At 71.2% G+C, this 21,481-nt stretch carries 17 protein-coding genes; 14 read left to right on the forward strand and 3 right to left on the reverse strand.

The annotated features are described in order from the left end of the window. The first annotated feature begins 31 nt into the window (after positions 1-31). Together IC607_RS11610 and IC607_RS11615 are read left to right on the forward strand one after the other, a co-directional pair. Positions 32-979, forward strand: coding sequence for a glycosyltransferase family 2 protein (locus IC607_RS11610; protein WP_370526160.1), 948 nt, complete (start codon positions 32-34; stop codon positions 977-979). Continuing rightward, positions 972-1,997 (forward strand): glycosyltransferase, encoded by a 1,026-nt coding sequence (locus IC607_RS11615; RefSeq protein WP_191787519.1) that lies wholly within the window; start codon positions 972-974, stop codon positions 1,995-1,997. The genes IC607_RS11610 and IC607_RS11615 overlap by 8 nt, the downstream gene beginning before the upstream one ends. Positions 1,998-2,007: 10 nt before the next feature. On the opposite strand, the gene IC607_RS11620 is transcribed toward IC607_RS11615, so the two are convergent. Further along, complete coding sequence (locus IC607_RS11620; RefSeq protein WP_191787520.1) at positions 2,008-3,300, reverse strand: hypothetical protein; 1,293 nt, start codon at positions 3,298-3,300, stop codon at positions 2,008-2,010. A gap of 128 nt (positions 3,301-3,428) precedes the next feature. Here IC607_RS11620 and IC607_RS11625 point away from each other — a divergent pair, with 128 nt between their 5' ends. The 3 genes from IC607_RS11625 to IC607_RS11635 all read left to right on the forward strand — a co-directional run bounded on the left by IC607_RS11625 (position 3,429) and on the right by IC607_RS11635 (position 6,836). Beyond that, positions 3,429-4,511 carry an acyltransferase gene (locus tag IC607_RS11625; RefSeq protein ID WP_191787521.1) on the forward strand — a complete coding sequence of 361 codons (1,083 nt, stop codon included), beginning with the start codon at positions 3,429-3,431 and terminating at the stop codon, positions 4,509-4,511. After that, positions 4,508-5,611, forward strand: coding sequence for an acyltransferase family protein (locus IC607_RS11630; protein WP_191787522.1), 1,104 nt, complete (start codon positions 4,508-4,510; stop codon positions 5,609-5,611). Before IC607_RS11625 ends, IC607_RS11630 begins: the two co-directional genes overlap by 4 nt. Before the next feature lie 127 nt (positions 5,612-5,738). Beyond that, a complete protein-coding gene (locus IC607_RS11635) occupies positions 5,739-6,836 on the forward strand; it encodes an acyltransferase family protein (protein ID WP_191787523.1) in 1,098 nt (365 codons plus the stop codon). A 121-nt stretch (positions 6,837-6,957) separates the two neighbouring features. Here the strand turns inward: IC607_RS11635 and IC607_RS11640 are convergent, their stop codons facing one another. Continuing rightward, the gene (locus IC607_RS11640) at positions 6,958-8,082 is read right to left on the reverse strand and encodes a glycosyltransferase family 4 protein (protein ID WP_191787524.1); all 1,125 of its coding nucleotides are present in this window, start codon (positions 8,080-8,082) and stop codon (positions 6,958-6,960) included. A 55-nt stretch (positions 8,083-8,137) separates the two neighbouring features. Next, positions 8,138-9,202, reverse strand: coding sequence for a glycosyltransferase family 4 protein (locus IC607_RS11645; RefSeq protein WP_191787525.1), 1,065 nt, complete (start codon positions 9,200-9,202; stop codon positions 8,138-8,140). A 199-nt stretch (positions 9,203-9,401) separates the two neighbouring features. On the opposite strand from IC607_RS11645, the gene IC607_RS11650 reads away from it, so the two are divergent. From IC607_RS11650 to IC607_RS11690, 9 genes are all read left to right on the forward strand, one after another. Continuing rightward, positions 9,402-9,845 (forward strand): adenylyltransferase/cytidyltransferase family protein, encoded by a 444-nt coding sequence (locus IC607_RS11650; protein WP_370526161.1) that lies wholly within the window; start codon positions 9,402-9,404, stop codon positions 9,843-9,845. Continuing rightward, entirely contained in the window at positions 9,842-10,987 is a 1,146-nt protein-coding gene (locus IC607_RS11655) for a glycosyltransferase family 2 protein (RefSeq protein WP_191787527.1), read from the forward strand. Before IC607_RS11650 ends, IC607_RS11655 begins: the two co-directional genes overlap by 4 nt. 125 nt (positions 10,988-11,112) lie before the next feature. Continuing rightward, entirely contained in the window at positions 11,113-14,691 is a 3,579-nt protein-coding gene (gene mfd / locus IC607_RS11660; protein ID WP_191787528.1) for a transcription-repair coupling factor, read from the forward strand. An 85-nt stretch (positions 14,692-14,776) separates the two neighbouring features. Further along, complete coding sequence (locus IC607_RS11665; RefSeq protein WP_191787529.1) at positions 14,777-15,358, forward strand: hypothetical protein; 582 nt, start codon at positions 14,777-14,779, stop codon at positions 15,356-15,358. Beyond that, positions 15,355-15,969 (forward strand): MazG family protein, encoded by a 615-nt coding sequence (locus tag IC607_RS11670; protein ID WP_370526162.1) that lies wholly within the window; start codon positions 15,355-15,357, stop codon positions 15,967-15,969. The genes IC607_RS11665 and IC607_RS11670 overlap by 4 nt, the downstream gene beginning before the upstream one ends. A 96-nt stretch (positions 15,970-16,065) precedes the next feature. Beyond that, on the forward strand, positions 16,066-17,724 hold the full coding sequence (locus IC607_RS11675; protein ID WP_191787530.1) for a Re/Si-specific NAD(P)(+) transhydrogenase subunit alpha: 1,659 nt from the start codon (positions 16,066-16,068) through the stop codon (positions 17,722-17,724). Beyond that, positions 17,724-19,127, forward strand: a complete 1,404-nt coding sequence (pntB, locus tag IC607_RS11680) for a Re/Si-specific NAD(P)(+) transhydrogenase subunit beta (protein ID WP_191787531.1) — start codon at positions 17,724-17,726, stop codon at positions 19,125-19,127. Before IC607_RS11675 ends, pntB begins: the two co-directional genes overlap by 1 nt. A 101-nt stretch (positions 19,128-19,228) precedes the next feature. Further along, positions 19,229-20,509, forward strand: a complete 1,281-nt coding sequence (gene eno, locus IC607_RS11685) for a phosphopyruvate hydratase (RefSeq protein WP_191787532.1) — start codon at positions 19,229-19,231, stop codon at positions 20,507-20,509. Positions 20,510-20,660: 151 nt separating this feature from the next. Continuing rightward, positions 20,661-21,431, forward strand: a complete 771-nt coding sequence (locus IC607_RS11690; RefSeq protein ID WP_225224828.1) for a septum formation initiator family protein — start codon at positions 20,661-20,663, stop codon at positions 21,429-21,431. The last annotated feature ends 50 nt before the right edge of the window (positions 21,432-21,481 follow it).

Genomic DNA, 21,481 nt, shown 5'->3' on the forward strand with positions numbered 1-21,481 from the left:
GCACGGCCGAGGCGCCGACGAAGGGAGAGACGTGCGTATCACAGTGGTCACGCTCACCTTTCGTCGGCCCCTCGACCTGGCCGACGCGCTCCCGGGGCTGGTTGAGCACGTCCGAGGAGTTCCGGGTGCCGAGCTGCTCGTCGTCGACAACGACACGATCCCGTCAGCGCGTGACACCGTCGAGTCGTGGTCGGTCGACCACCCCGTGCGTTACGTGCACGAACCGGCACCGGGAATCGCTGCGGCCCGCAACCGTGGTCTTGCGGAGGCGGCAGACGCGGACGTCGTCGTGTTCATCGACGACGACGAGCGGCCTCGGCAGGGTTGGCTCGAGTCGCTCCTTGCCACCCACGCCCGTGAGAACTGCGCGGCGGTCGCCGGTGCGGTCGTCTCGGTCTTCGACTCCGAGCCGGAGAAGTGGATCCGGGCGGGGCGTTTCTTCGACCGCCTGCGCCATCCGACCGGAACCGAGCTCGACGTCGTCGCGACGAACAACCTGCTGCTCGACGCGGCGTTGATCCGGTCCTGGGACCTGACGTTCGACGACGAGTTCGGGTTGACCGGCGGGTCGGACACCGTCTTCTCGCTCGAGCTGCGCAGGCGTGGCGGCCGGCTCGTCTGGTGCGACGAGGCGGTGGTCGAGGACGTCGTTCCCGCAGCGCGCGCCACCCGTTCGTGGGTGCTCCGACGTGCCTTCCGCATGGGCAACACGGGGAGCAGGGCCCGGCTGCATGTGGCGCGAGGGCGGTCCGCCCGGTTCAAGCTGCGGGTCGTGCTCGTCGCGCACGGCCTCGTTCGGTTGGGTGGCGGTGCAGCCGGCGTTGCCTGGGGGGCCGTGTCGGGCTCCCTCGCCCGCAGGGCGAGGGGGAGCCGCACGGTCGTTCGTGGCGCCGGGATGATCCTCGGCGCCTTCGGGTACGTGTACTCCGAGTACGCCAGGCCGGTTCCCGCGCCGACCCCTGTGGCCGCTCGTGGCTGAGGTGAAGCCGGAGCTGACTGTCCTGACCTCCATGGCCGTCGTCCGTGAGACCACCAACCCGTACGTCGTGGACCTGAACCGGCTGCTGGCGCACCGGGTGACCTTGCTGTTGTTCTCGTGGCGATCCCTGCTGACGGGCCGGTGGGACGTCTTCCACGTCCATTGGCCCGACGCGATGCTGCGACGCTCGGACCCGATCCGGACGCTGGGCGCGTGCCTGCTCCTCTCCGCAGGCATGCTGCGTGCGCGTTGGACCGGACGTCGTGTTGTCCGGACGCTGCACAACGCCGAGCCGCACGAGCGGCACGGCATCGTCGTGCGAGCAACGCTGCGCCTCGTCGACCGGACGACGACTGGGTGGATCCGGCTCAACGACCACACACCGGTACCGACGCACGGGTTCGTGGTCACGATCCCGCACGGCACCTACGCGGACTGGTACGCCGACACGCCCCGTCCCGCACGGCGACCCGGCCGGCTGGCGTACGTCGGGCTCGTCCGACCGTACAAGGGGGTCGACGACCTGATCGCGGCTTTCGCACAGCTCGACCTCCCCGACGTGTCGCTTCACGTGAGCGGGCGTCCTGTGGACGCGGAGTACGGCCGGGCGATCGCCCGCCTCGCGGGCGCCGACCCCCGCGTCGTCGTCGACCTGCGCCATGTCCCCGACGGCGCGATGGCGCGTGAGATCGGCGAGGCGACGCTCGTCGTACTCCCGTATCGCGAGATGCACAACTCCGGCGCGGCGCTGCTCGCGCTCTCCCTCGGGCGGCCGGTCCTGGTGCCCGCGAACGCGGTCACGGACGACTTGGCGCACGAGGTGGGTGAGCAGTGGGTCCAGCGCTTCGCGGGCACGTTCGACGCACGAGCACTGAACCGCGCCTTAGGGGCGGTGGAAGGCCTCGACGGGTCGCCCGACCTCTCGGCTCGTTCCTGGGAGGCCATCGCCGACCAGCACGTCGTGGCATTTGCGCGGGCAGTGGACATCTGGTCGGAGCATTCCATCGCCGCTCCGTGACGCCCGTCCCTCACGCCGCGCGGCTGGGCTCCTGATCCGGGGATCCAGCTGACGGGTCGAGGGCGAAGGCGTCATCGGCGCCTTTGAGCGTGAGCATCAGAGCCACCGCAGCCACGAGGAGCGTGGACGAAGCGAGGACTGGTCCGAACAGCGCATTCCACAACAGCCGGACCGCCAGGTAGACGAGCAGCGCAGGAGCGGCCCGTCGTGCGACCAGTCCGACGCACGACCGGCACGAGAGCCAGACGGCCATGACCGTGAACACGAGTCCGAGCACGCCGAACGACGCCCACGTGTCACCGATCAGCGAGTGCAGCTCGTACCCGGAGCCGAACATGTACTTGTTGACGTAGCCGTTGTCCGGGTTGTACCCGAGCGAGGCCATGCCCTCCTTGGCGACCATGATGTCTTGCAGGCTGCTCATGGTGCCGGAACCGAAGCCCAGCGGGTGGTCCCTCATGAGGGCGACCGTCGCCCCCATCTCAGGGCGTGCTCCCAGCAGGATGTTGCCGGTGGTCGCGATCTGGACCTCGGTGCGCTCCTGCGCTGACTCGCCGAGGTAGCCGTCGAGGATCAGTCCTTGGCCGATCTGGTAGATGGCGAAGATCAGCACGGTGCCCAGGGCGACGACCCTGAGACGGGACCCCGCCTTGGTGCGGGCGTGCCCGAGGCTCTGCCAAGCGACCACGGTGGCCGCGACGAGGAGCATGGCGAAGGTCGACCGTCCACCTGCGAGGGCGCTTCCTGCGGCGAGCGTGAGTGCGACGACGACCTGTGTCCAGCGCCACCCGAGGTGCCACACGACGGCCAGGGCGAGGACGCTGACAGGTACCGAGTACTGGAAGCGCCAGGCGTGGGCGTCGAACCCCAGACCCCCCAGGGGGACGGCCGCGACCATTCCCGCGCCGAAGAGCACCGCGACGAGCGACGTCCTCATCGCGGTCCGAGCCCAGAGGACGACAGGGACGCCCACGAGGATGTTGAGCAGGATGAACGTGGTGGTCATGGTCGAGGCCGTCGAGGTGCGGTGGTCGGTGGCCGCGGTCTCGGTGAGCCAGACACCAGCGACGCCCGCCATGGCGCCGACACTCAGAAGTGGCCACGCCCCACGGTACCGGGAGACGGCGGGGAACCAGACAGGCGCCAGTGCGAGGCCGAGCACCGTTCCGGCGCTCAGCGTTCGGTACACGGCGTAGTCGGCCCCGACCAGCATCACGGCGACGCCGGCCACGACCGCAGTCCACGACGGGCTGCCAGCCCCGTACGGGGCCGGGCGAGCCGTCTGCTCGGCCGTGGGCGTCATCGGTCTCCTCCGGCGCGACTCGCGTAGGCAGCCACCATATTCCTTGGTGGTCGCCGGACTTCGCGATCGCACAGATTTCGCCCGCACCGACCCTCGGTGCGTCGGATACCCCGTCCTACGATGGGCGGGTGTCGACAAAGGTGGATAATTCGGGCGAGCGGCCGGGGCTGCAACGTACCCGACTCGACTGGGTCGACGCCGGACGCGGCCTGGCGATCTGCCTGGTCGTGCTGTTCCACTCTGCCAACTGGCTCGGTGCGGCAGGGATCGACACCCGCGGTTGGATCTCGTTCAACCTGGTCGTCTCGTCCCTGCGCATGCCATTGTTCTTCGCCTTGTCGGGCCTGTTCGCCGGCAAGTGGCTCCTGGTGTCCTGGCGCACGTTGTGGAGCGGCAAGGTCCGGATGTTCGCTTGGGTCTTCCTCGTGTGGTCGACGATCGGCGCTTGCGCGTTCACGGTCGGCACACGGGTCATGCTCGATCAGGGCTCGCTGCTCAAGGGCACGCTTCTGCCCATCGTCCTCGCCCCCGCCTATCCGCGGCTCGAGCTCTGGTTCATCTGGGCTCTCGCGCTCTTCTTCTGCCTGGCCAAGCTCACGGCGCGTCTCGACCCGCGCCTGCAGCTGGCCGTCGCAGGCGTGGGTTCTGCCGTTGCGCTCAGCGGGTGGGTGACCGCGAGCCCTGGCTGGAACGGAAGCGTGCGCTACTACTTCTTCTTCCTCGTCGGGCTCCACGCGAGGACGCTCATCATCCGACTCGGGAGTACTCGGCGGATCGGCCTGCTCGCCTCGGGGTTCGCCGCGTGGCTCGTCGCGTCATTCGCGCTGTGGCACTGGAACCTCCGCGAGGTACCTGGTCTGTACTTCATCAACTGCCTGCTCGGCCTCGTGGCGGGCGTCGCGTTGAGCAGGGTCGTGAGATGGCGTGCGATCCGCGCCGTCGGCTCGCGGACGCTGCCCATCTACCTGGCGCACACGCCGATCATCCTGCTCGTGTGCATGGTGATCTCCCTGACGGCGATCTCGCAGGTTCCTGTGACGGCTCAAGTCGCGCCGCCGCTGCTCATGCTCGTCGCGGTGATCGGTGCGCTGCTGCTGAACCGAGCGGCGCCGCGAGCGGGAGCCGCGTGGTTGTACGAGGCGCCCGGTTGGTTTCCGGGGCGTCCCGAGCAGGGGGCCCCGCGTCCCGAGCCGGCCCAGGCGTCCTCGTGAGCCCGGAGCCCTCCGTGATCGAAGCGGTCGGGGAACCGGTCGCCGTCGAGCCGGTACGGGAGCGCCTCGTCTGGGTCGATGCGGCGCGCGGCTACTGCGTGGCCGCGGTCGTTCTGTTCCACGTCCTTCTGTGGCGGACGTCGTGGGGCGCGCTGACGGACGACCCTGTCGCCTGGGGGTTCTGGGGCTCCGTCAACCAGGCCCTGGGGAGCGTCAGGATGCCGGTCCTGCTGGCGATCTCTGGTCTGGTCCTCTCCCGCCAGATCCGAGAGGGTCTGCACCGGTCGACCACGGGTTTCCGCGCCGTGTCGAACTACTACCTCTACGTCGTCTGGCTGGCCGTCTACGCGCTGGTCTCGTTCTTCGTCGCGTCGCCCAGCCTGCACCATCGCGTCGATGGTCTGGGCTTCTTCGAGCAGCTGCTCGTGCCTGACACGACGCTCTGGTACATCTACGCGCTCGCGCTCTACATCCCGCTGCTCGCGCTCGCCAGGCACGTCCCGCCGTGGCTCGTCGTGTCACTTCTCACCGTGCTGGCGGTCGTCGTGCACCTTCACGATGCCGACGCGCTGGCACTGAAGACACCCGGGCTCTTCGTCTTCTTCGCGGTCGGCGTCTATGGCTCTGATCGCCTTCGTGCTCTGGCGGGGGCCGCCACCTGGTGGCGTCTCGCGGCTGCCGCGGTCGTCGCCGCGGGCATCGCTGCGCTCGGCGCGCTGACGACGTCAGCAGTCCAGGATGCGGTGCTGTTCGTGCCGCGTGGAGTCGCATTCGCTGTCGTCTGCGTCGTCGCCGTCGCGATCGCCGTGCGCTGGCGGCCAGTGCGCCGGCTCGGGCTGGCACTGGGACGCAAGACGCTCGGCGTGTACGTCCAGCATCCTCTGTGGTTGGCGTTGGTGACGGGGATCGCCGCCGCCTTCGGGCGTGAGCTCGTCGCGACCGTTCTCGCCAGTCGCGCCGGTGCCCTGCTGTTCCCGATGGTCGTCACCGCGATCGTCGTCGGTCTCAGCATAGGGACTCAGGTGGTCGCCGAGCGGGCCGGGCTGCGGTTCCTCTTCGAGCTGCCCGCGCGGTGGCGACACGCCTTCGGGCGGACCTGATCGGCGAGCACGCAGCGGGTGAATATCGGTCCGAACCGGACCATTCGGGCACCGGCTGCACTAGCGTTCCGTGCGCAGGCGACGGCTTGACGAGGGGGGTGGTCACGTGGACGCGGATCCGGGGATCGTGACGATCGAGCGCGCTCGTCTCGCCTGGGTCGACTTCGCCAAGGGGGTCGCCATCGTGGCGGTCGTCTTCCATCACGCGGTGCAGTTCCTCGATCGAGTCAGCCCGATGCCAGGACTGGTCCTGCACGCAGATCAGCAGATCGCGACCTTCCGGATGCCGTTGTTCTTCCTGGCCTCGGGCTTCTTCGCGGCCAAGACGCTCCGATCCGGGTGGTCCGCCGTGCTGCACAAGCGCGTCGCGCTGTTCATGTACATCTATGCGCTGTGGAACACCATCCAGTTCGTGGTCTCAAGCCTGATGCCACCTGAGCTCGAGCCGCGCGCGACGTTCGGTGACTACCTGCTGAGCTTCATCGCACCCGACAGCGTCCTATGGTTCGTCTACGCGCTCGCGGTCTACTCCGTCGTCGCGCGAGCGTGCCTGAGCGTCCCGCCGATCGCGCAGGTGGCGGCCGCGCTGGTCGTCGCCTTTCTCGTGAGCTCCGACATCGTGCACGTCGAGCAGTACGCCTGGCGCCTGTCGCTGATGAGCTATGTCTTCTTCATCTTCGCGGTGCACTACCGAGACCTCGTGGACGGCCTCGCGCGGCGCGCGACGTGGCCCGTGGCGCTCGCGACGTGCGCGACGTACACCCTCTGCGTCTTCGTGGTCGGACAGGTGTTCCCGGATCGGATGCCGCCAGGCCTCCGGCTGAGCCTGTCCGTGCTGTCGCTCGCTGCCGGGGTCACAGCCTCGGTGGTCGTGGTCGCCGTTCCCGGGATGCGGGTCGTGGCGTGGCTCGGCACCCGCACCCTGCCGGTGTACGTCGCGCACATGCTCGTCATCCAGGCGTTGGGTCTGGTCCTGTGGAAGGCGGGATGGACGGCTCAGCCGGTTGCAGAGGCCGCCGCCGTCTCGGTCGCGCTGACGCTCACGGCGATCGTCGTGACGCTTGCACTGCACGGAGGACTGCGTGCGCTCGGCGCGTCGTGGTTCTACGAGCTCCCACGGCGCTGGGCGTGGCGGCCGCCGCTCGTCGCCACGGAGCCGGCGAAGAGCGAGAGGGAAGCTGCCGCGCCCGTCCCGGCGCGGCCCCAGAACCGCGTCGCCGGGTAGCGGCGCGGGCCGCAGGACGCGTCGGCTCGACGTCGCACCCGCACCGCCGAGCGTGCTGACCCGGGTTCTTCTTCGCGATGCCTGCGCGCCTGAGGTGCGGTCGGGAGAACCTGACGGAAGGTCACTGATCTCTCGGGGCGGCGCTGAACATCCACGCATCCGCAGCGAGCCGGCCATCGACTGCGGGAAGCTGTGAGCGCACGTCGGAGGGCGGGCGGTGGGCGTCCAGCGCTCCCACGATCGATGCCGCGAGGTCCGCGGGCGCAACCGACTCGGGCGTGACGTGATGGCCGTGCTCGGAGAGCCATGCAGCGAGGCCCGTCTCCTCGGTCGTCACGACCGTGCAGCCGTGGGCGAGACCCTCGACGATCGGCAGCCCGACCTGCTCGCGCCACCGGCCCGCGCGACGTGAGGGGAGCGTGAGCACCGCGGCGTGGCGCAGCTCGTCGTGGATGGCCTCCCGTGGTGGGTCGACGACGAGGCGCACCGTGGGGTCGTTCGCGAGCTCGTGCGCGAGGGGTTCGAGGTCGCCCTTGCCCACTAGCACCAGCTCGGCGTCGGGCCGCGCGGCGAGCACGTGCCCCCAGGACTCGACGAGCGACCGGAAACCCTTGCGAGCCGTGAACGCACCGAGGAACACGACGCGCGGCGGCCTGCCCTCGCCGTCGTCGACGCACGGGCAGGCGATCGGCAGAGCCGGGATCACCGTCGTCCGCAGCGGGCGGGGATGGCGTCCGAAGGCCTCCCGGTACGCGTCGCGAGCGTCGGGGGTACCGAAGGCGATCCGGTCGCACTCGAACCAGACGTACCGCGCGAGGGCGTAATCGAGCCGGAGGGACCAGCGGCTCCGCAGGGTCCCGCCCTCGGGCGGGACGAAGGGGCTGGAGTTGCCGATCGCGTAGGCCACGACGCGGGGACGCTGGCTCAGCCGGACGAGCGCACGAAGGCGCAACCAGGCGAGCGCCGCCGCGGTCCGGCGGGCCCCCTCGACAGCGGACGGCTCGTTCACCTCCAGGGTGGTGACTCCCGACCGGCCGAGGATCCGGGCCGACTCGAACGTCCCGGCCTCGACGGCGCCGACGCGATCGGCCAGGGCCTGGTCGAAGTCGTACCGGCGCTTCTCGAAAAGCAGCAGCGCGGGCGGCAGCTCGGCGGCGCGCTCGAGGTGGGCCGTCCGCGCGCTCCGGTACAGCCGTGCACGGGTGCCGGCCGTGGGCTCGGCGGGGTCGTGGGCCGTCTGCGTCATGTCCGGAGCTTCCTGGTCGGCGAGGTCGGGCGGGTCGAGGGCGACGCGCGTCGCGTCAGCCGGGGACCGGGGTCGTCGTCGGAAGGCCGAACGACGCAGCCATCGCCGTGGCCAGATGCGTCGTGGTGAATCGTCGCTCGACCTCCTGCCGGGCGCGCCCGCCCATGGCCTGCGCGGCGTCGGGGTCGGCGAGCAGCGCGAGCGCCCTGCGCGCGACGTCGTCGGCGTCTCCGACGCGAGCGAGCATCGCGTTCTCGCCGTCGACGAAGTAGTCGTCGACCCCCGGGGTTGCGGTGAGCACCACGGGACGGGCGGTCGCCATGGCCTCGAGCGAGACGGTGAGCCCGGACATGTGAAGGTTGGGCCGGGTAGCGACCATGACGACGGACGCGCGTCGGTAGAGCGCGCGGAGCTCGCTGTGGGGCATGGTGGGGACCTTGACGACGCCCGGCGGGGTGGGCGCCTCCGACCGTGACTGGACGATGATCTCCACGGCTGGCACAGCCTCGTGGACCATGCGCAACGCCTCGTAGAGGGTGCCGGGATCGCGGTCCCTGTCGCCGCCGAAGCTGACAACGAGCGGCCGTTCCGGGTAGGCGGCGGGCGTGAAGAAGTCGGCGTCGATGCCGAACGGGAAGTGGTGGGCCGGTGGGCCGGACGGGCCCAGCGCGTCGGCAAGGACGGCGACCTGGGCTCGGCTGTTGACGTACACGCCGTCCATGGCGCGCAGGACGCGCGTCTGGCTGGCCACCACGGGATCGTGGCGGTCACGGCTGAACGCGTCGGTGAACCAGATGGCGCCCGTGTACATCTCCGGGCGGGGCGCGAGGGTCAGCATCCTGCGCGCGACGTGCTCGTCCCAGGCGACGCCGATGCGACGGGCCGCGGAGGCGACGGCACGACGGCGGGCGAACCTGCCTACCCGGGACGCGGCGAGCTGCGTGCGGGAGGGTTCGGGCAGGCTGACTGAGTCGAGCCGGTCACAGAACCGTGCGAGCTTGTCGAGGCCGTAGGGCCACGCGTCGGGCACCTCGCCTCGGGCGTGGCGGTCGCGCCAGCCCACGGTGTCGATCCTCGAGCCGAACGCGACCGTCACGTGGGCTTCGGGCGCGTCGGTCATCAGTTCCCTCGTGTGCAGGTCGGCGAAGCTCCATCCTGGCCGCCCGTCCCGCGCCGAGTCTCTTGTCGTGCGGGTGAAACGGAGCGTTCACGACAATTCGCCCCATAGAGGCGTGTCCGATCTAGGTCGGTCTGTCCTACATTGACATCGGCGTCAGCGAGGTCGCCGCCACATCCGCGAAGCTCGAGGGGAGATGCACGTGACGACGATCGGGTACGCACCTGGCGCCTACGACCTGTTCCACATCGGGCACCTCAACGTCCTCAAGCATGCCAAGCAGCGCTGCGACTACCTGATCGCGGGCGTCGTGAGCGACGAGATGCTCGAGCTGGCGCGGGGCAGGGCACCGATGATCCCGTTGGCCGAGCGCCTGGAGATCGTCCGCAACATCGGGTTCGTCGACGAGGTCCACGCAGAGGTGGTCCCGGACAAGCTCGACACCTGGGGTGAGCTGCGCTTCCACCGCTTCTTCAAGGGCGACGACTGGCGCGGCACGCCCAAGGGCGAGGACCTGGAGCGGAGGTTCGCCGAGGTCGGCGTCGAGGTCATCTACTTCCCGTACACGATGCACACGTCCAGCACGGCGCTGCGGCGCGCGCTCGCGCTGCTCGAGGGGACCGGCGAGCGGGAAGAGGTCCAGTGACCGCGCCCGACCTCACGGTCGTCGTCCCGACGTTCAACGAGGCTCCCAACGTCGCCGAGCTCGTCCGGCAGGTCGCGGACGCGCTCGACGGTGTCGACGCGGAGGTGCTGTTCGTCGACGACTCACGCGACGACACACCCGACGTCATCCGCGAGGTCGCGGCGACGGCGACGATCCCGGTGCGGCTGATCCACCGCGACGAACCGGTCGGCGGCCTGAGCGGTGCGGTGCAGGCGGGGCTCGCGGACTCGGCGGCGCCCTGGTGCGTCGTCATGGACGGCGACCTGCAGCACCCCCCGGCGCTCATTCCGGCGCTGCTGGCGACCGCGCGTGCCGAGGACGCGGACGTGGTGGTCGCGTCGCGCTACACCTCCGACGGAAGTGCCGGCGGGCTCGCGAACGCGACGCGACGGATGGTCTCGTCGGTCTCGACGAGCGTCACGCGAGCCATGTTCCCGGTGCGGCTCGCGGACTGTTCCGACCCGATGACCGGATTCTTCGCGGTGCGGCGCGAGGCCGTGGACCTGGGCCGTCTGCAGCCGCGTGGGTTCAAGATCCTGCTGGAGATCCTGGCCCGCCACCGCCTGCGGGTCGCGGAGATCCCGTTCGTGTTCGGCGAGCGGTTCGCGGGTGAGTCGAAGGCGTCGTTCGCGCAGGGGATGCGGTTCCTCGCCCAGCTCGCGGCGCTGCGGTTCGGCCGGATGTCGCGCTTCGCGATCATCGGCGGGTTCGGGGCCCTCGTGAACATTGCGCTCGTCGCCCTGCTCACGGGGTTCGGTCTGCCGTATCTCGCGGCGGCGATCGTGGCTGCAGAGATCACGATCGTCATGAACTTCTTGCTGCAGGAGCGGTTCGTCTTCGCCGACCTGCGGCACGAGGGGCGCAGCACGGCACGGCGGTTCGCGGGCTCGTTCGCGTTCAACAACGTCGAGACCGCGGTGCGGATGCCGCTCCTGGTCCTGCTCGTCAGCTCGGCCCACATCGCTGCGGTGCCGGCGACTGCCGTGACGTTGCTCGTCGCGTTCGTCGCGCGCTTCGTCTTCCATGCGCGGGTGGTCTACCGGCCGCGCTCGCGGCGGGTGCCGGTGGATGCGTTGGAGGACGTGGGCGTGCTTCCCGACGAGGCGTCGTCGGGCACCTGACGCACGCGCCCGGGCCGTGTGTCGGTGCCGGCTCGTAGACTGGCTGACGGCCCCGGATCCTCTCGATCCGGGCTCTTCGTGCTGCCCGTCGTGACGCCACGGCGCCGTCTTCAAGCAAGGACCCCATGGACCTCACCGGCCTCCTGCCCGCGCTCCTCGCCGACCCCGCCGCCGAGCAAGCGGTGGACCACGTCGTCGCGCGCGGTGAGCTGGACGTGGTGGGCCCGGCGGGCATCCGGCCGCCGCTGCTGGCGGCGATGGCGGCCAAGCGACCGCTGACGGTCGTGACGGCGACGGGCCGCGACGCCGACGAGCTCGCGGCGGCGCTGCGCTGCTACCTCAACCCCGACGACGTCGCGGTGCTGCCCAGCTGGGAGACGCTGCCGCACGAGCGCCTGAGCCCGCGCAGCGACACCGTCGCGCGGCGCATCGCCGTCTTCCGAAGGCTCGCCCACCCCGGCGAAGCCGGCCCGATCGGCGCGATCCGCGTCCTGGTGCTGCCCGTGCGGGCGCTGCTGCAGCCCGTGGTCGACGGGCTGGGCGAGCTGGAGCCCGTGTCGATCAACCTGGGCGACCGCGTCGACCTCGACCAGGTCACGCAGGACCTGGTGGACGCCGCCTACCAGCGCGTGGACATGGTGGAGAAGCGCGGCGAGTTCGCGGTGCGCGGCGGGATCCTGGACGTGTTCCCGCCCACGGAGGACCACCCGCTGCGCGTCGAGCTGTGGGGCGAGGACGTCGAGGAGATCCGCTGGTTCTCGGTCGCGGACCAGCGCAGCCTGGAGATCGCCGACCACGGGGTGTGGGCGCCGCCGTGCCGCGAGATCCTGCTGACCGACGAGGTGCGGGAGCGGGCCAGGGCCCTCACGGAGCAGCTGCCGGGCGCGATCGACATGCTCGACAAGCTCGCGCAGGGCATCGCGGTTGAGGGGATGGAGTCGCTGGCGCCGGCGCTCGTCGAGCGCATGGTGCCGGTGCTGGACCTGGTGCCGGACGACAGCCTGCTGGTGCTGGCGGACCCCGAGCGCGTGCGGCGCCGCGCGCACGACCTGGTCGCGACGACGCAGGAGTTCCTCGAGGCCGCGTGGACGAGCGCGGCCGCGGGCGCACACACGCCGCTGGACCTGTCGTCGGCGAGCTTCGCGGACTTCGCGGAGGTGCGGGCGCTGGCCGCGGTGCGGGGGCTGGGCTGGTGGACGCTGTCCGGTTTCACGTTGGACGCGGAGGCGGTGGAAGAGCCGGACGACGACGATGCGGCAACCGTCGTCGTGCAGGCGCGAGATGTCGAACGCTACCGAGGGGACGTCGCCAAGGCGATCGCCGACGTCCGTGACCTGCAGCGACAGAATTGGCGGCTCATCCTCACCACCGAGGCGCACGGCCCCGCGCAGCGCATGGTCGAGCAGCTCAAGGCCGCCGACGTGCCCGCCCGGCTGGTCGCGCAGATCACCGAGGAGCCCGAGGGTGGCGTCGTGCTTGTCACGCCCGCTCCCGTCGGCCCGGGCTTCGTCGCCCAGGACCGCAAGCTTGCCGTCTTCTCCGAGTCCGACCTCACCGGCCGCGCCGGCAGCAGCACCCGTGACATGCGCAAGATGCCGAGCCGCCGGCGCAACGTCGTCGACCCGCTGGCCCTGCGCCCCGGCGACTTCGTCGTGCACGAGCAGCACGGCGTCGGGCGCTTCGTCGAGCTGGTGCAGCGCACCATCGGCACGGGTGCCAACGCGGCCACGCGCGAGTACCTGGTGATCGAGTACGCCTCCAGCAAGCGCGGCCACCCCGGCGACCGGCTGTTCGTCCCGTCCGACCAGCTGGACCAGGTCACCAAGTACGTGGGCGGCGAGGCGCCGAGCCTGAACAAGATGGGCGGCGGCGACTGGGCCAAGACCAAGGGCCGCGCCAAGAAGGCCATCAAGGAGATCGCCGCCGAGCTCATCCGGTTGTACAGCGCGCGGATGGCGACGCAGGGGCACGCGTTCGCGCCCGACACGCCCTGGCAGCGCGAGCTGGAGGACGCGTTCGCGTACGTCGAGACGCCCGACCAGCTCGTGACGATCGACGAGGTCAAGGCGGACATGGAGAAGCCGATCCCCATGGACCGGCTGGTCTGCGGCGACGTCGGCTACGGCAAGACCGAGATCGCGGTGCGCGCCGCGTTCAAGGCCGTGCAGGACGGCAAGCAGGTGGCCGTCCTGGTGCCGACGACGCTGCTGGTGCAGCAGCACCTCGACACGTTCACCGAGCGCTACTCCGGCTTCCCGGTCAACGTGCGCGCGCTGTCGCGCTTCCAGACCGCCAAGGAGTCCAAGGAGATCGTCGACGGGCTGGCCGACGGCACCGTCGACGTGGTCATCGGCACGCACCGCCTGATCACCGGCAACGTGCGGTTCAAGGACCTGGGGCTCGTCGTGATCGACGAGGAGCAGCGGTTCGGCGTCGAGCACAAGGAGACTCTCAAGGCGCTGCGCACCAACGTGGACGTGCTGGCCATGAGCGCGACGCCGATCCCGCGCACCCTGGAGATGGCGGTCACCGGCATCCGGGAGATGTCGACGCTGGCCACGCCCCCGGAGGAGCGGCACCCGGTGCTCACCTTCGTCGGCGCCTACGAGGAGAAGCAGATCGCCGCCGCCCTGCGGCGCGAGCTGCTGCGCGAGGGTCAGGTCTTCTACGTGCACAACCGCGTGGAGTCCATCGAGCGCACAGCGTCGAGGCTCAACGAGCTGGTCCCCGAGGCCCGCATCGCCGTGGCCCACGGCAAGATGGGCGAGCACCAGCTCGAGCAGGTCATCGTCGACTTCTGGGAGAAGAGGTTCGACGTGCTGGTCTGCACCACCATCGTCGAGACCGGCCTGGACATCTCCAACGCCAACACCCTCATCCTCGAGCGCGCCGACCGCCTGGGCCTGTCCCAGCTCCACCAGCTGCGCGGGCGCGTGGGCCGCGGGCGCGAGCGCGCGTACGCGTACTTCCTGTACCCGCCGGAGGTCCCGCTCACCGAGACCGCGCACGACCGGCTGCAGACCATCGCCGCCAACACCGACTTGGGCGCCGGCATGGCCGTGGCGATGAAGGACCTCGAGATCCGCGGCGCGGGCAACCTGCTGGGCGGCGAGCAGTCCGGCCACATCGAGGGCGTCGGCTTCGACCTCTACATCCGGATGGTGGGGGAGGCCGTCGCGAACTTCCGCGGCGACGTCCCCGACGAGCTGCCCGACGTCACGATCGAGCTCCCCGTCGACGCGCACATCCCGCACGACTACATCGCGCACGAGCGGCTGCGGCTGGAGGCCTACCGCAAGATCGCGGCGGCGGCCGACGAGGCCGCGCTGTCCGAGGTCCGCGCGGAGCTCGTGGACCGGTACGGGGCCGTCCCGGACGCCGTCGACAACCTGTTCGATGTCGCCCAGTTCCGCCAGCACGTCCGCAGCTCCGGCCTGTCCGACATCACCGCGCAGGGCAAGTTCGTGCGGTTCGCGCCCGTGGACCTGCCCGAGTCGGCGCAGCTGAGGCTCAAGCGGCTGTATCCGGGCACGATCCTCAAGCCGGCGGTGCGCACCGTCCTGGTGCCGTTCCCGACGACGGCCCGGATCGGCGGCAAGCCGCTGCACGGCAACGCGCTGCTGGCCTGGTGCCGCACGCTCGTCGACGCCGTGATCCGCGGCGACGTGAGCGCCGCGGCCGGCGTTGGGACGTCCGCGCGCTGAGAGCTCGGCCCGAACCCGGCCGAAAGCCCAGGTGCAGGCCCTACGATGGCGCCGATCGACGAGCGACGACGCGGGAGGTCCACCGGTGACGATGACGACGAAGGCACGACGGCTCACGGTGCTGCTCGCCGTAGGCGGCCTGGCCGCGCTCGCGGGGTGCTCGTCGCAGCAGCCGGGCGCCGCCGCGATCGTGGACGGCCGCACGATCTCGTCGTCCGAGGTCCGTGACGTCCTGACCGAGCTGACGCCCTACTTCCAGGGCGCGACCACCCCGAACGTGCTGTCGGTGCTCATCCAGGAGCCCGTGGTCGTGCAGGTCGCCGCCGACCAGGGCGTCGGGGTGTCCGACGAGGACGCGCAGGCGCTGCTCGACCAGTCCGTCGAGTCGTCGGGCGGCAAGGCAGGCACGCACTTCTCCGACGCGTCGCTCGACGTCGCGCGCTACTCGGTGGCCTACCAGAACCTCCAGACGAAGGGCGACGCGGCCCTGGCCGAGGTGCAGAAGCGGCTCGAGGAGCAGAAGGTCACCGTCAACCCGCGGTTCGGCCACCTCGACGACTCCGACGTGCAGGTCAGCGACCCCGTGCCGTGGCCGTGGCTGCACGCGGCGTCGTCGGACGCGACCCCGGCGCCCACCCCCGAGCCCACCCCGTCCGCGACCCCGTGACGTCGCCCGACCCGCTGCGCGAGCTCGTCGCGGTCATGGACCGCCTGCGCTCGCCGGGCGGGTGCCCGTGGGACGCCGAGCAGACGCACCGCACGCTTGCGCCGTACGCGATCGAGGAGGCCTACGAGCTCGCGGAGGCGATCGAGGCCGACGACCGCGCGGGCCTGCGCGAGGAGCTGGGGGACGTGCTGCTGCAGGTGGTGTTCCACGCGCGGCTCGCGCAGGAGGACGCCGACGCGCCGTTCGACGTCGACGACGTGGCGCGCGACCTCGTAGCCAAGCTGGTGCGCCGGCACCCGCACGTGTTCGCCGACGAGTCCGCCGAGGACCTGCACGCGTTGTGGGACCGCATCAAGGAGGACGAGAAGCAGCGCGCGTCCGTGTTCGACGGCGTCCCGCTGGCGCTCGGCGCGTTGGCGCGGGCACAGAAGGTGGCGGGGCGTGCGGAGCGCGCCGGGCTGACGGTGGGTGTGCCCGGCGCCGGCGACGACCTCGGTGCGCGGCTGCTCGCGCTCGTGCAGGAGGCGCGCGCCGCCGGCCTGGACGCGGAGACCGAGCTGCGCACCACCGTCGCCGCGTGGGAGGCGTCCCTGCGGGCTACCGAGGCCTGACCGCACCGGCAGACCGTCTCACGATGAGTCCATGGTCCTGGTCGGTGTCGGGGGTGATCGGTACTGTTCCGGCAATCCACCCACCAGGAGGAATGCATGACGACGATCGGCATCCCGCGCGAGACGCAGCCGGGTGAGCGTCTGGTCGCGGGCACCCCGGCCACGGTCGCCCGGCTGGTGAAGCTCGGCTACGACGTGGTCGTCGAGGCGGGTGCCGGGCAGGGCGCGACGTACGCCGACGACGAGTACGCGGCGGCCGGTGCCGTGATCGTCGACGCCGCCGCGGCATGGGGCGCGGACGTCGTGACGGCCGTGCACGCGCCCGACGACGTCTCCGTGCTGGCCGAGGGCGCGACGCTGGTCGCGATGCTCGCACCCGCCGCGCACCCCGAGGTGGTCGAGTCGCTGCGCGAGCGCGGCGGGACCGCGATGGCCCTCGACGCCGTGCCGCGCATCAGCCGCGCGCAGAGCCTGGACGTGCTCTCGACGCTGTCCAACGTGGCCGGCTACCGGGCCGTCATCGAGGCCGCGGCCGCGTACGGCGGGATGTTCGGCGGGCAGGTGACGGCGGCGGGCAAGACGGCGCCGGCCACGGTGTTCGTCATCGGCGCCGGGGTCGCGGGGCTCGCGGCGATCGGCGCGGCCGGGTCGTTGGGGGCGCAGGTGCGCGCGTTCGACGTGCGGCCCGAGGTCGGCGAGCAGATCGAGTCCATGGGCGCGACGTTCGTGCAGGCCGACGACGCGCAGCAGCAGGTCAGCTCCGACGGGTACGCGAGCGCGCTGAGCGAGGCGCAGGAGCGTGCCTCCGCCGCGGTCTACGCGCGCGAGTCGGCGTCCGCGGATGTCGTCATCACGACCGCGCTGGTGCGTGGGAGCGCGCCGACCACGATCACGGGGGAGATGGTCGCCGCGATGCGACCCGGCTCGGTGGTCGTCGACCTGGCCGCGTCGGGCGGCGGCAACTGCGAGGCCACCGTGCCCGGGCAGACGGTCGTGACTGACAACGGCGTGACCGTCGTCGGCTGGACCGATCTGCCCGGACGCCTGCCGCGCCACACCTCGCAGCTGTTCGGCACCAACGTGGTGCACCTGATGCAGCTGCTCACGCCCGGCAAGGACGGCGTCCTGGTCCTGGACCTCGACGACCAGGTGCAGCGCGGGATGACCGTCACCCACGGCCGCAGGACGCTGTGGCCGCCGCCGCCCGTCGCGGTGTCGGCGGCCGCGACGTCAGCTCCCGCCGGAGCGGGCGCCTCCTCGGGCGGTGCTGTGGCGGGCGCTGCCTCGTCGGGCGCGCCCGGCGACCTCGCCGACGCCGTCACCGAGGTGATCCCCGCGGCGCCGTCGCCTGGTGCGAAGGCCGCGAGACCGCCGAAGCCGCCGCGACCGCCGCTCGACCCTGCCCGGGCTGCGCAGCGCAGGACCATGCTGTACGCGCTCGGCGCGGTGCTGGTCACGCTGGCCATCGCGTTCGCGCCGGCTGCGTTCCTGGGCCACTTCACGGTGTTCGTGCTCGCGGTGTTCGTCGGCTACTACGTGATCTCCCACGTCACGCACTCGCTGCACACCCCGCTCATGGCCCAGACCAACGCCATCTCCGGGATCATCGTGGTCGGCGCCCTGCTGCAGATCGGCTCCGACGACTGGCTGGTCACGATCCTCGCGTGCATCGCCGCGGCGCTGGCCAGCATCAACGTCTTCGGCGGGTTCCTGGTGGCCAACCGGATGATCCGCATGTTCCGGAAGGACGCCTGATGACTCTCGAGAGCCTGGCCCAGGCCGTCTACATCCTGGCGGCGGTGCTGTTCGTGCTGTCGCTGGCGGGGCTGTCCAAGCAGGAGACCGCCCGGCAGGGCAACGCGCTGGGCATGATCGGGATGGGGCTCGCGCTCGCGGCCACCGTCGTCCTCGCGATCGACCGCTCGGAGCGCTCGCGCATCGTCACGGCGGTGCTGGTCCTCGCGGTGCTCGTCGTCGGCGCCGTGGTGGGGGTGCGCCGCGCGCGGACCGTCGAGATGACGCAGATGCCCGAGCTCATCGCGATGCTGCACTCGTTCGTCGGCGGCGCCGCCGTGCTCGTCGGCTACAACTCCTACCTGACCGAGTCGAACGACGCCGTCCACCTGATCGAGGTGTTCCTGGGCGTCCTGATCGGGGCCGTGACGCTCACCGGGTCGGTGGTCGCGTACCTCAAGCTGTCGGCGCGGATGTCGTCGGCGCCGCTCGCGCTGCCCGGGCGCAATCTGATCAACCTGGGCGCGCTGGTCGCTTCCGCGCTGCTCATGTGGTGGTTCCTGGCGTCCGCGTCGGTGATCCCGCTGATCCTCATGACGATCGTCGCGCTGGGACTGGGATGGCACCTGGTCGCGTCGATCGGCGGGGGCGACATGCCCGTCGTCGTGTCGATGCTGAACTCGTACTCCGGCTGGGCGGCGGCCGCGGCCGGCTTCATGCTCGGCAACGACCTGCTGGTCGTCACGGGTGCGCTCGTCGGCGCGTCCGGCGCGATCCTGTCCTACCTCATGTGCCGCGCCATGAACCGCTCGTTCGTCAGCGTGATCCTGGGCGGGTACGGCACCGCGGAGGGGACCGTCGCGCCCGTCGTCGGTGAGCAGGGCGAGCACCGCGAGCTGGACCCCGACGACGTCGCGGAGCTGCTGCTCGACGCGCGCTCGGTCGTCATCACCCCCGGGTACGGCATGGCGGTCGCCAAGGCGCAGTACCCGGTCGCCGAGCTGGTCTCGCGGTTGCGGGCGCGCGGCGTCCAGGTCCGCTTCGGCGTGCACCCCGTGGCCGGCCGGCTGCCCGGCCACATGAACGTGCTGCTCGCCGAGGCCAAGGTGCCGTACGACATCGTGCTCGAGATGGACGAGATCAACGACGACCTGCCGGACACGGACGTCGTGCTCGTCATCGGCGCCAACGACACGGTCAACCCCGCCGCCCTCGAGGACCCGACCTCGCCCATAGCGGGGATGCCGGTGCTCGAGGTGTGGAAGGCGCGCCAGGTGGTCGTGTTCAAGCGGTCCATGGCGACGGGGTACGCCGGCGTCCAGAACCCGCTGTTCCTCCGGGAGAACACCGCGATGCTCTTCGGGGACGCCAAGGAGCAGACGGAACGCATCGTCGCGGCGCTCCTGGACCCGGTCGGCGGCTGAACCGTGGTCGCCGGGTGTCCACGGACGGAGGTCCCTGCCCGCCATCCGCCGGACGGCACTAGGGTGAGGTCGTAAACCCACCCGCTCGTCGAAGGAGCACCATGGCCAGCATCGAGGCCGTCGGCGCCCGCGAGATTCTTGACTCGCGCGGCAACCCCACTGTCGAGGTCGAGGTCGCACTCGACGACGGCACGATCGCCCGCGCGGGTGTCCCCTCGGGCGCCTCGACCGGCGCCTTCGAGGCCGTCGAGCGTCGCGACGGCGACAAGGGCCGTTACCTGGGCAAGGGCGTCGAGCAGGCCGTGAACGCGGTCATCGACGAGATCGGCCCCGAGCTGCTCGGCTTCGAGGCCACGGAGCAGCGCCTCATCGACCAGGCCCTCATCGACCTGGACGGCACCCCCAACAAGGGCAAGCTCGGCGCCAACGCGATCCTCGGCGTCTCGCTCGCCGTCGCGAAGGCCGCGGCCGACTCGGCCGACCTGCCGCTCTTCCGCTACATCGGCGGCCCCAACGCGCACGTCCTGCCCGTGCCGATGATGAACATCCTCAACGGTGGGTCGCACGCCGACTCCAACGTCGACATCCAGGAGTTCATGGTCGCCCCCATCGGCGCCACGACCTTCCGCGAGGCCCTGCGCACCGGCGCCGAGGTCTACCACTCGCTCAAGTCCGTGCTGAAGAGCCGCGGCCTGTCCACGGGCCTCGGTGACGAGGGTGGCTTCGCCCCCAACCTCGAGAGCAACCGTGCCGCGCTCGACCTCATCCTCGAGGCCATCGAGAAGGCTGGCTTCAAGCCGGGCGAGGACGTGGGCCTGGCCCTCGACGTCGCGTCGACGGAGTTCTTCAAGGACGGCGCCTACCACTTCGAGGGCAACGCGCAGACGCCCGAGTTCATGGTCGCCTACTACGAGCAGCTGGTCCGCGACTACCCGCTGGTCTCCATCGAGGACCCGCTGTCCGAGGACGAGTGGGACTCCTGGTCGCACCTGGTCCGCGACGTGGGCGACCGCGTGCAGATCGTCGGCGACGACCTGTTCGTCACCAACCCGGAGCGCCTGGCCAAGGGCATCAAGACCAAGGCCGCCAACTCGCTGCTGGTCAAGCTCAACCAGATCGGCACGCTGACGGAGACGCTCGACGCCGTCGAGCTGGCCCAGCGCAACGGCTTCACGACGATGACCTCGCACCGCTCCGGCGAGACCGAGGACACCACCATCGCCGACCTGTCCGTCGCGACGAACGCCGGCCAGATCAAGACCGGTGCCCCCGCCCGTGGCGAGCGCATCAACAAGTACAACCAGCTGCTCCGCATCGAGGAGGAGCTGGAGGACGCCGGCCGCTACGCCGGTCGGTCCGCGTTCCCGCGCTTCCAGGGCTGAGTCCCCTCCGAAGGCCGGTCGCCCCACGGGGTGGCCGGCCTTCGGCGTGCCCGCGCCGAGCCGGCGCCGTGTGGGTGGCGCGTGATGGGGTGACACCCCGAGGTCTGCCCGGGTCCGGAGGAACGCGGGCGATGCGGGGCACAATCGACCCATGCCAACCCCGCGCCGCCCCGCCGACCCGCGCGCCGCGGGCACCGGATCGGTGCGGCGCCCGTCGCCCGCACGCCCCGGACCTGCGGCGACACCCTCGGCGGGCGCCCCGGCATCGGGCGGGACCTCGGGCCGGTTGGGTGCACCGCCGTCGTCGGCGGTGCGTCCCTCGTCGTCGCGCCCCGGAACGCGCCCGCGCGGACGCGGCCCCGCGACGCCCGCGCGCGGCACCGCCGCGGTCGAGCACGTGCGCCCCGGCGTCCCGCGCATGTTCTCGGTGCGCGCCATCGTGTTCGGCCTCGTCATCGTCATGGCCTTCGTGCTCGTCTACCCGACGCTGAACTCCTACATCCGTGAGCAGGCCGCGCTCGCCGACCTCCGTGCGCAGGTCGAGGCCGCGAAGGCCCGCAACGACGACCTCTCGGCCGACGTGAAGCGGTGGGACGACCCCGCGTACGTCGTCGCGCAGGCCCGCGAGCGACTCTCGTTCGTCCTGCCCGGGGAGACCCCGTACCGCGTCGTCGACCCGCAGACCGCGCCGGACGCGCCCGTCGCCGAGGACGGACCCAAGTCCGTGCTCGACGACAGCGCCACCAAGCCCTGGTACGCATCCGTCCTGGACTCCGTCGAGATCGCCGGCAACCTCCCGGTCGACGCCGGCTCCGGCACCACGACGACCCCGTCGGACGCGACGAAGTCCGCCGACAAGTCGACGAAGGGCTCCACGGACACCTCGAAGCAGCCCGCCGAGTCTGACCCGGCGAAGGAGTAGCTCCCGGTCACCGAGTTCGAGTCCTGGCGCCGAGATCGAGCCCTGAAACC

Source organism: Cellulomonas sp. JH27-2 (assembly GCF_014837175.1).
Lineage (GTDB): Bacteria > Actinomycetota > Actinomycetes > Actinomycetales > Cellulomonadaceae > Cellulomonas.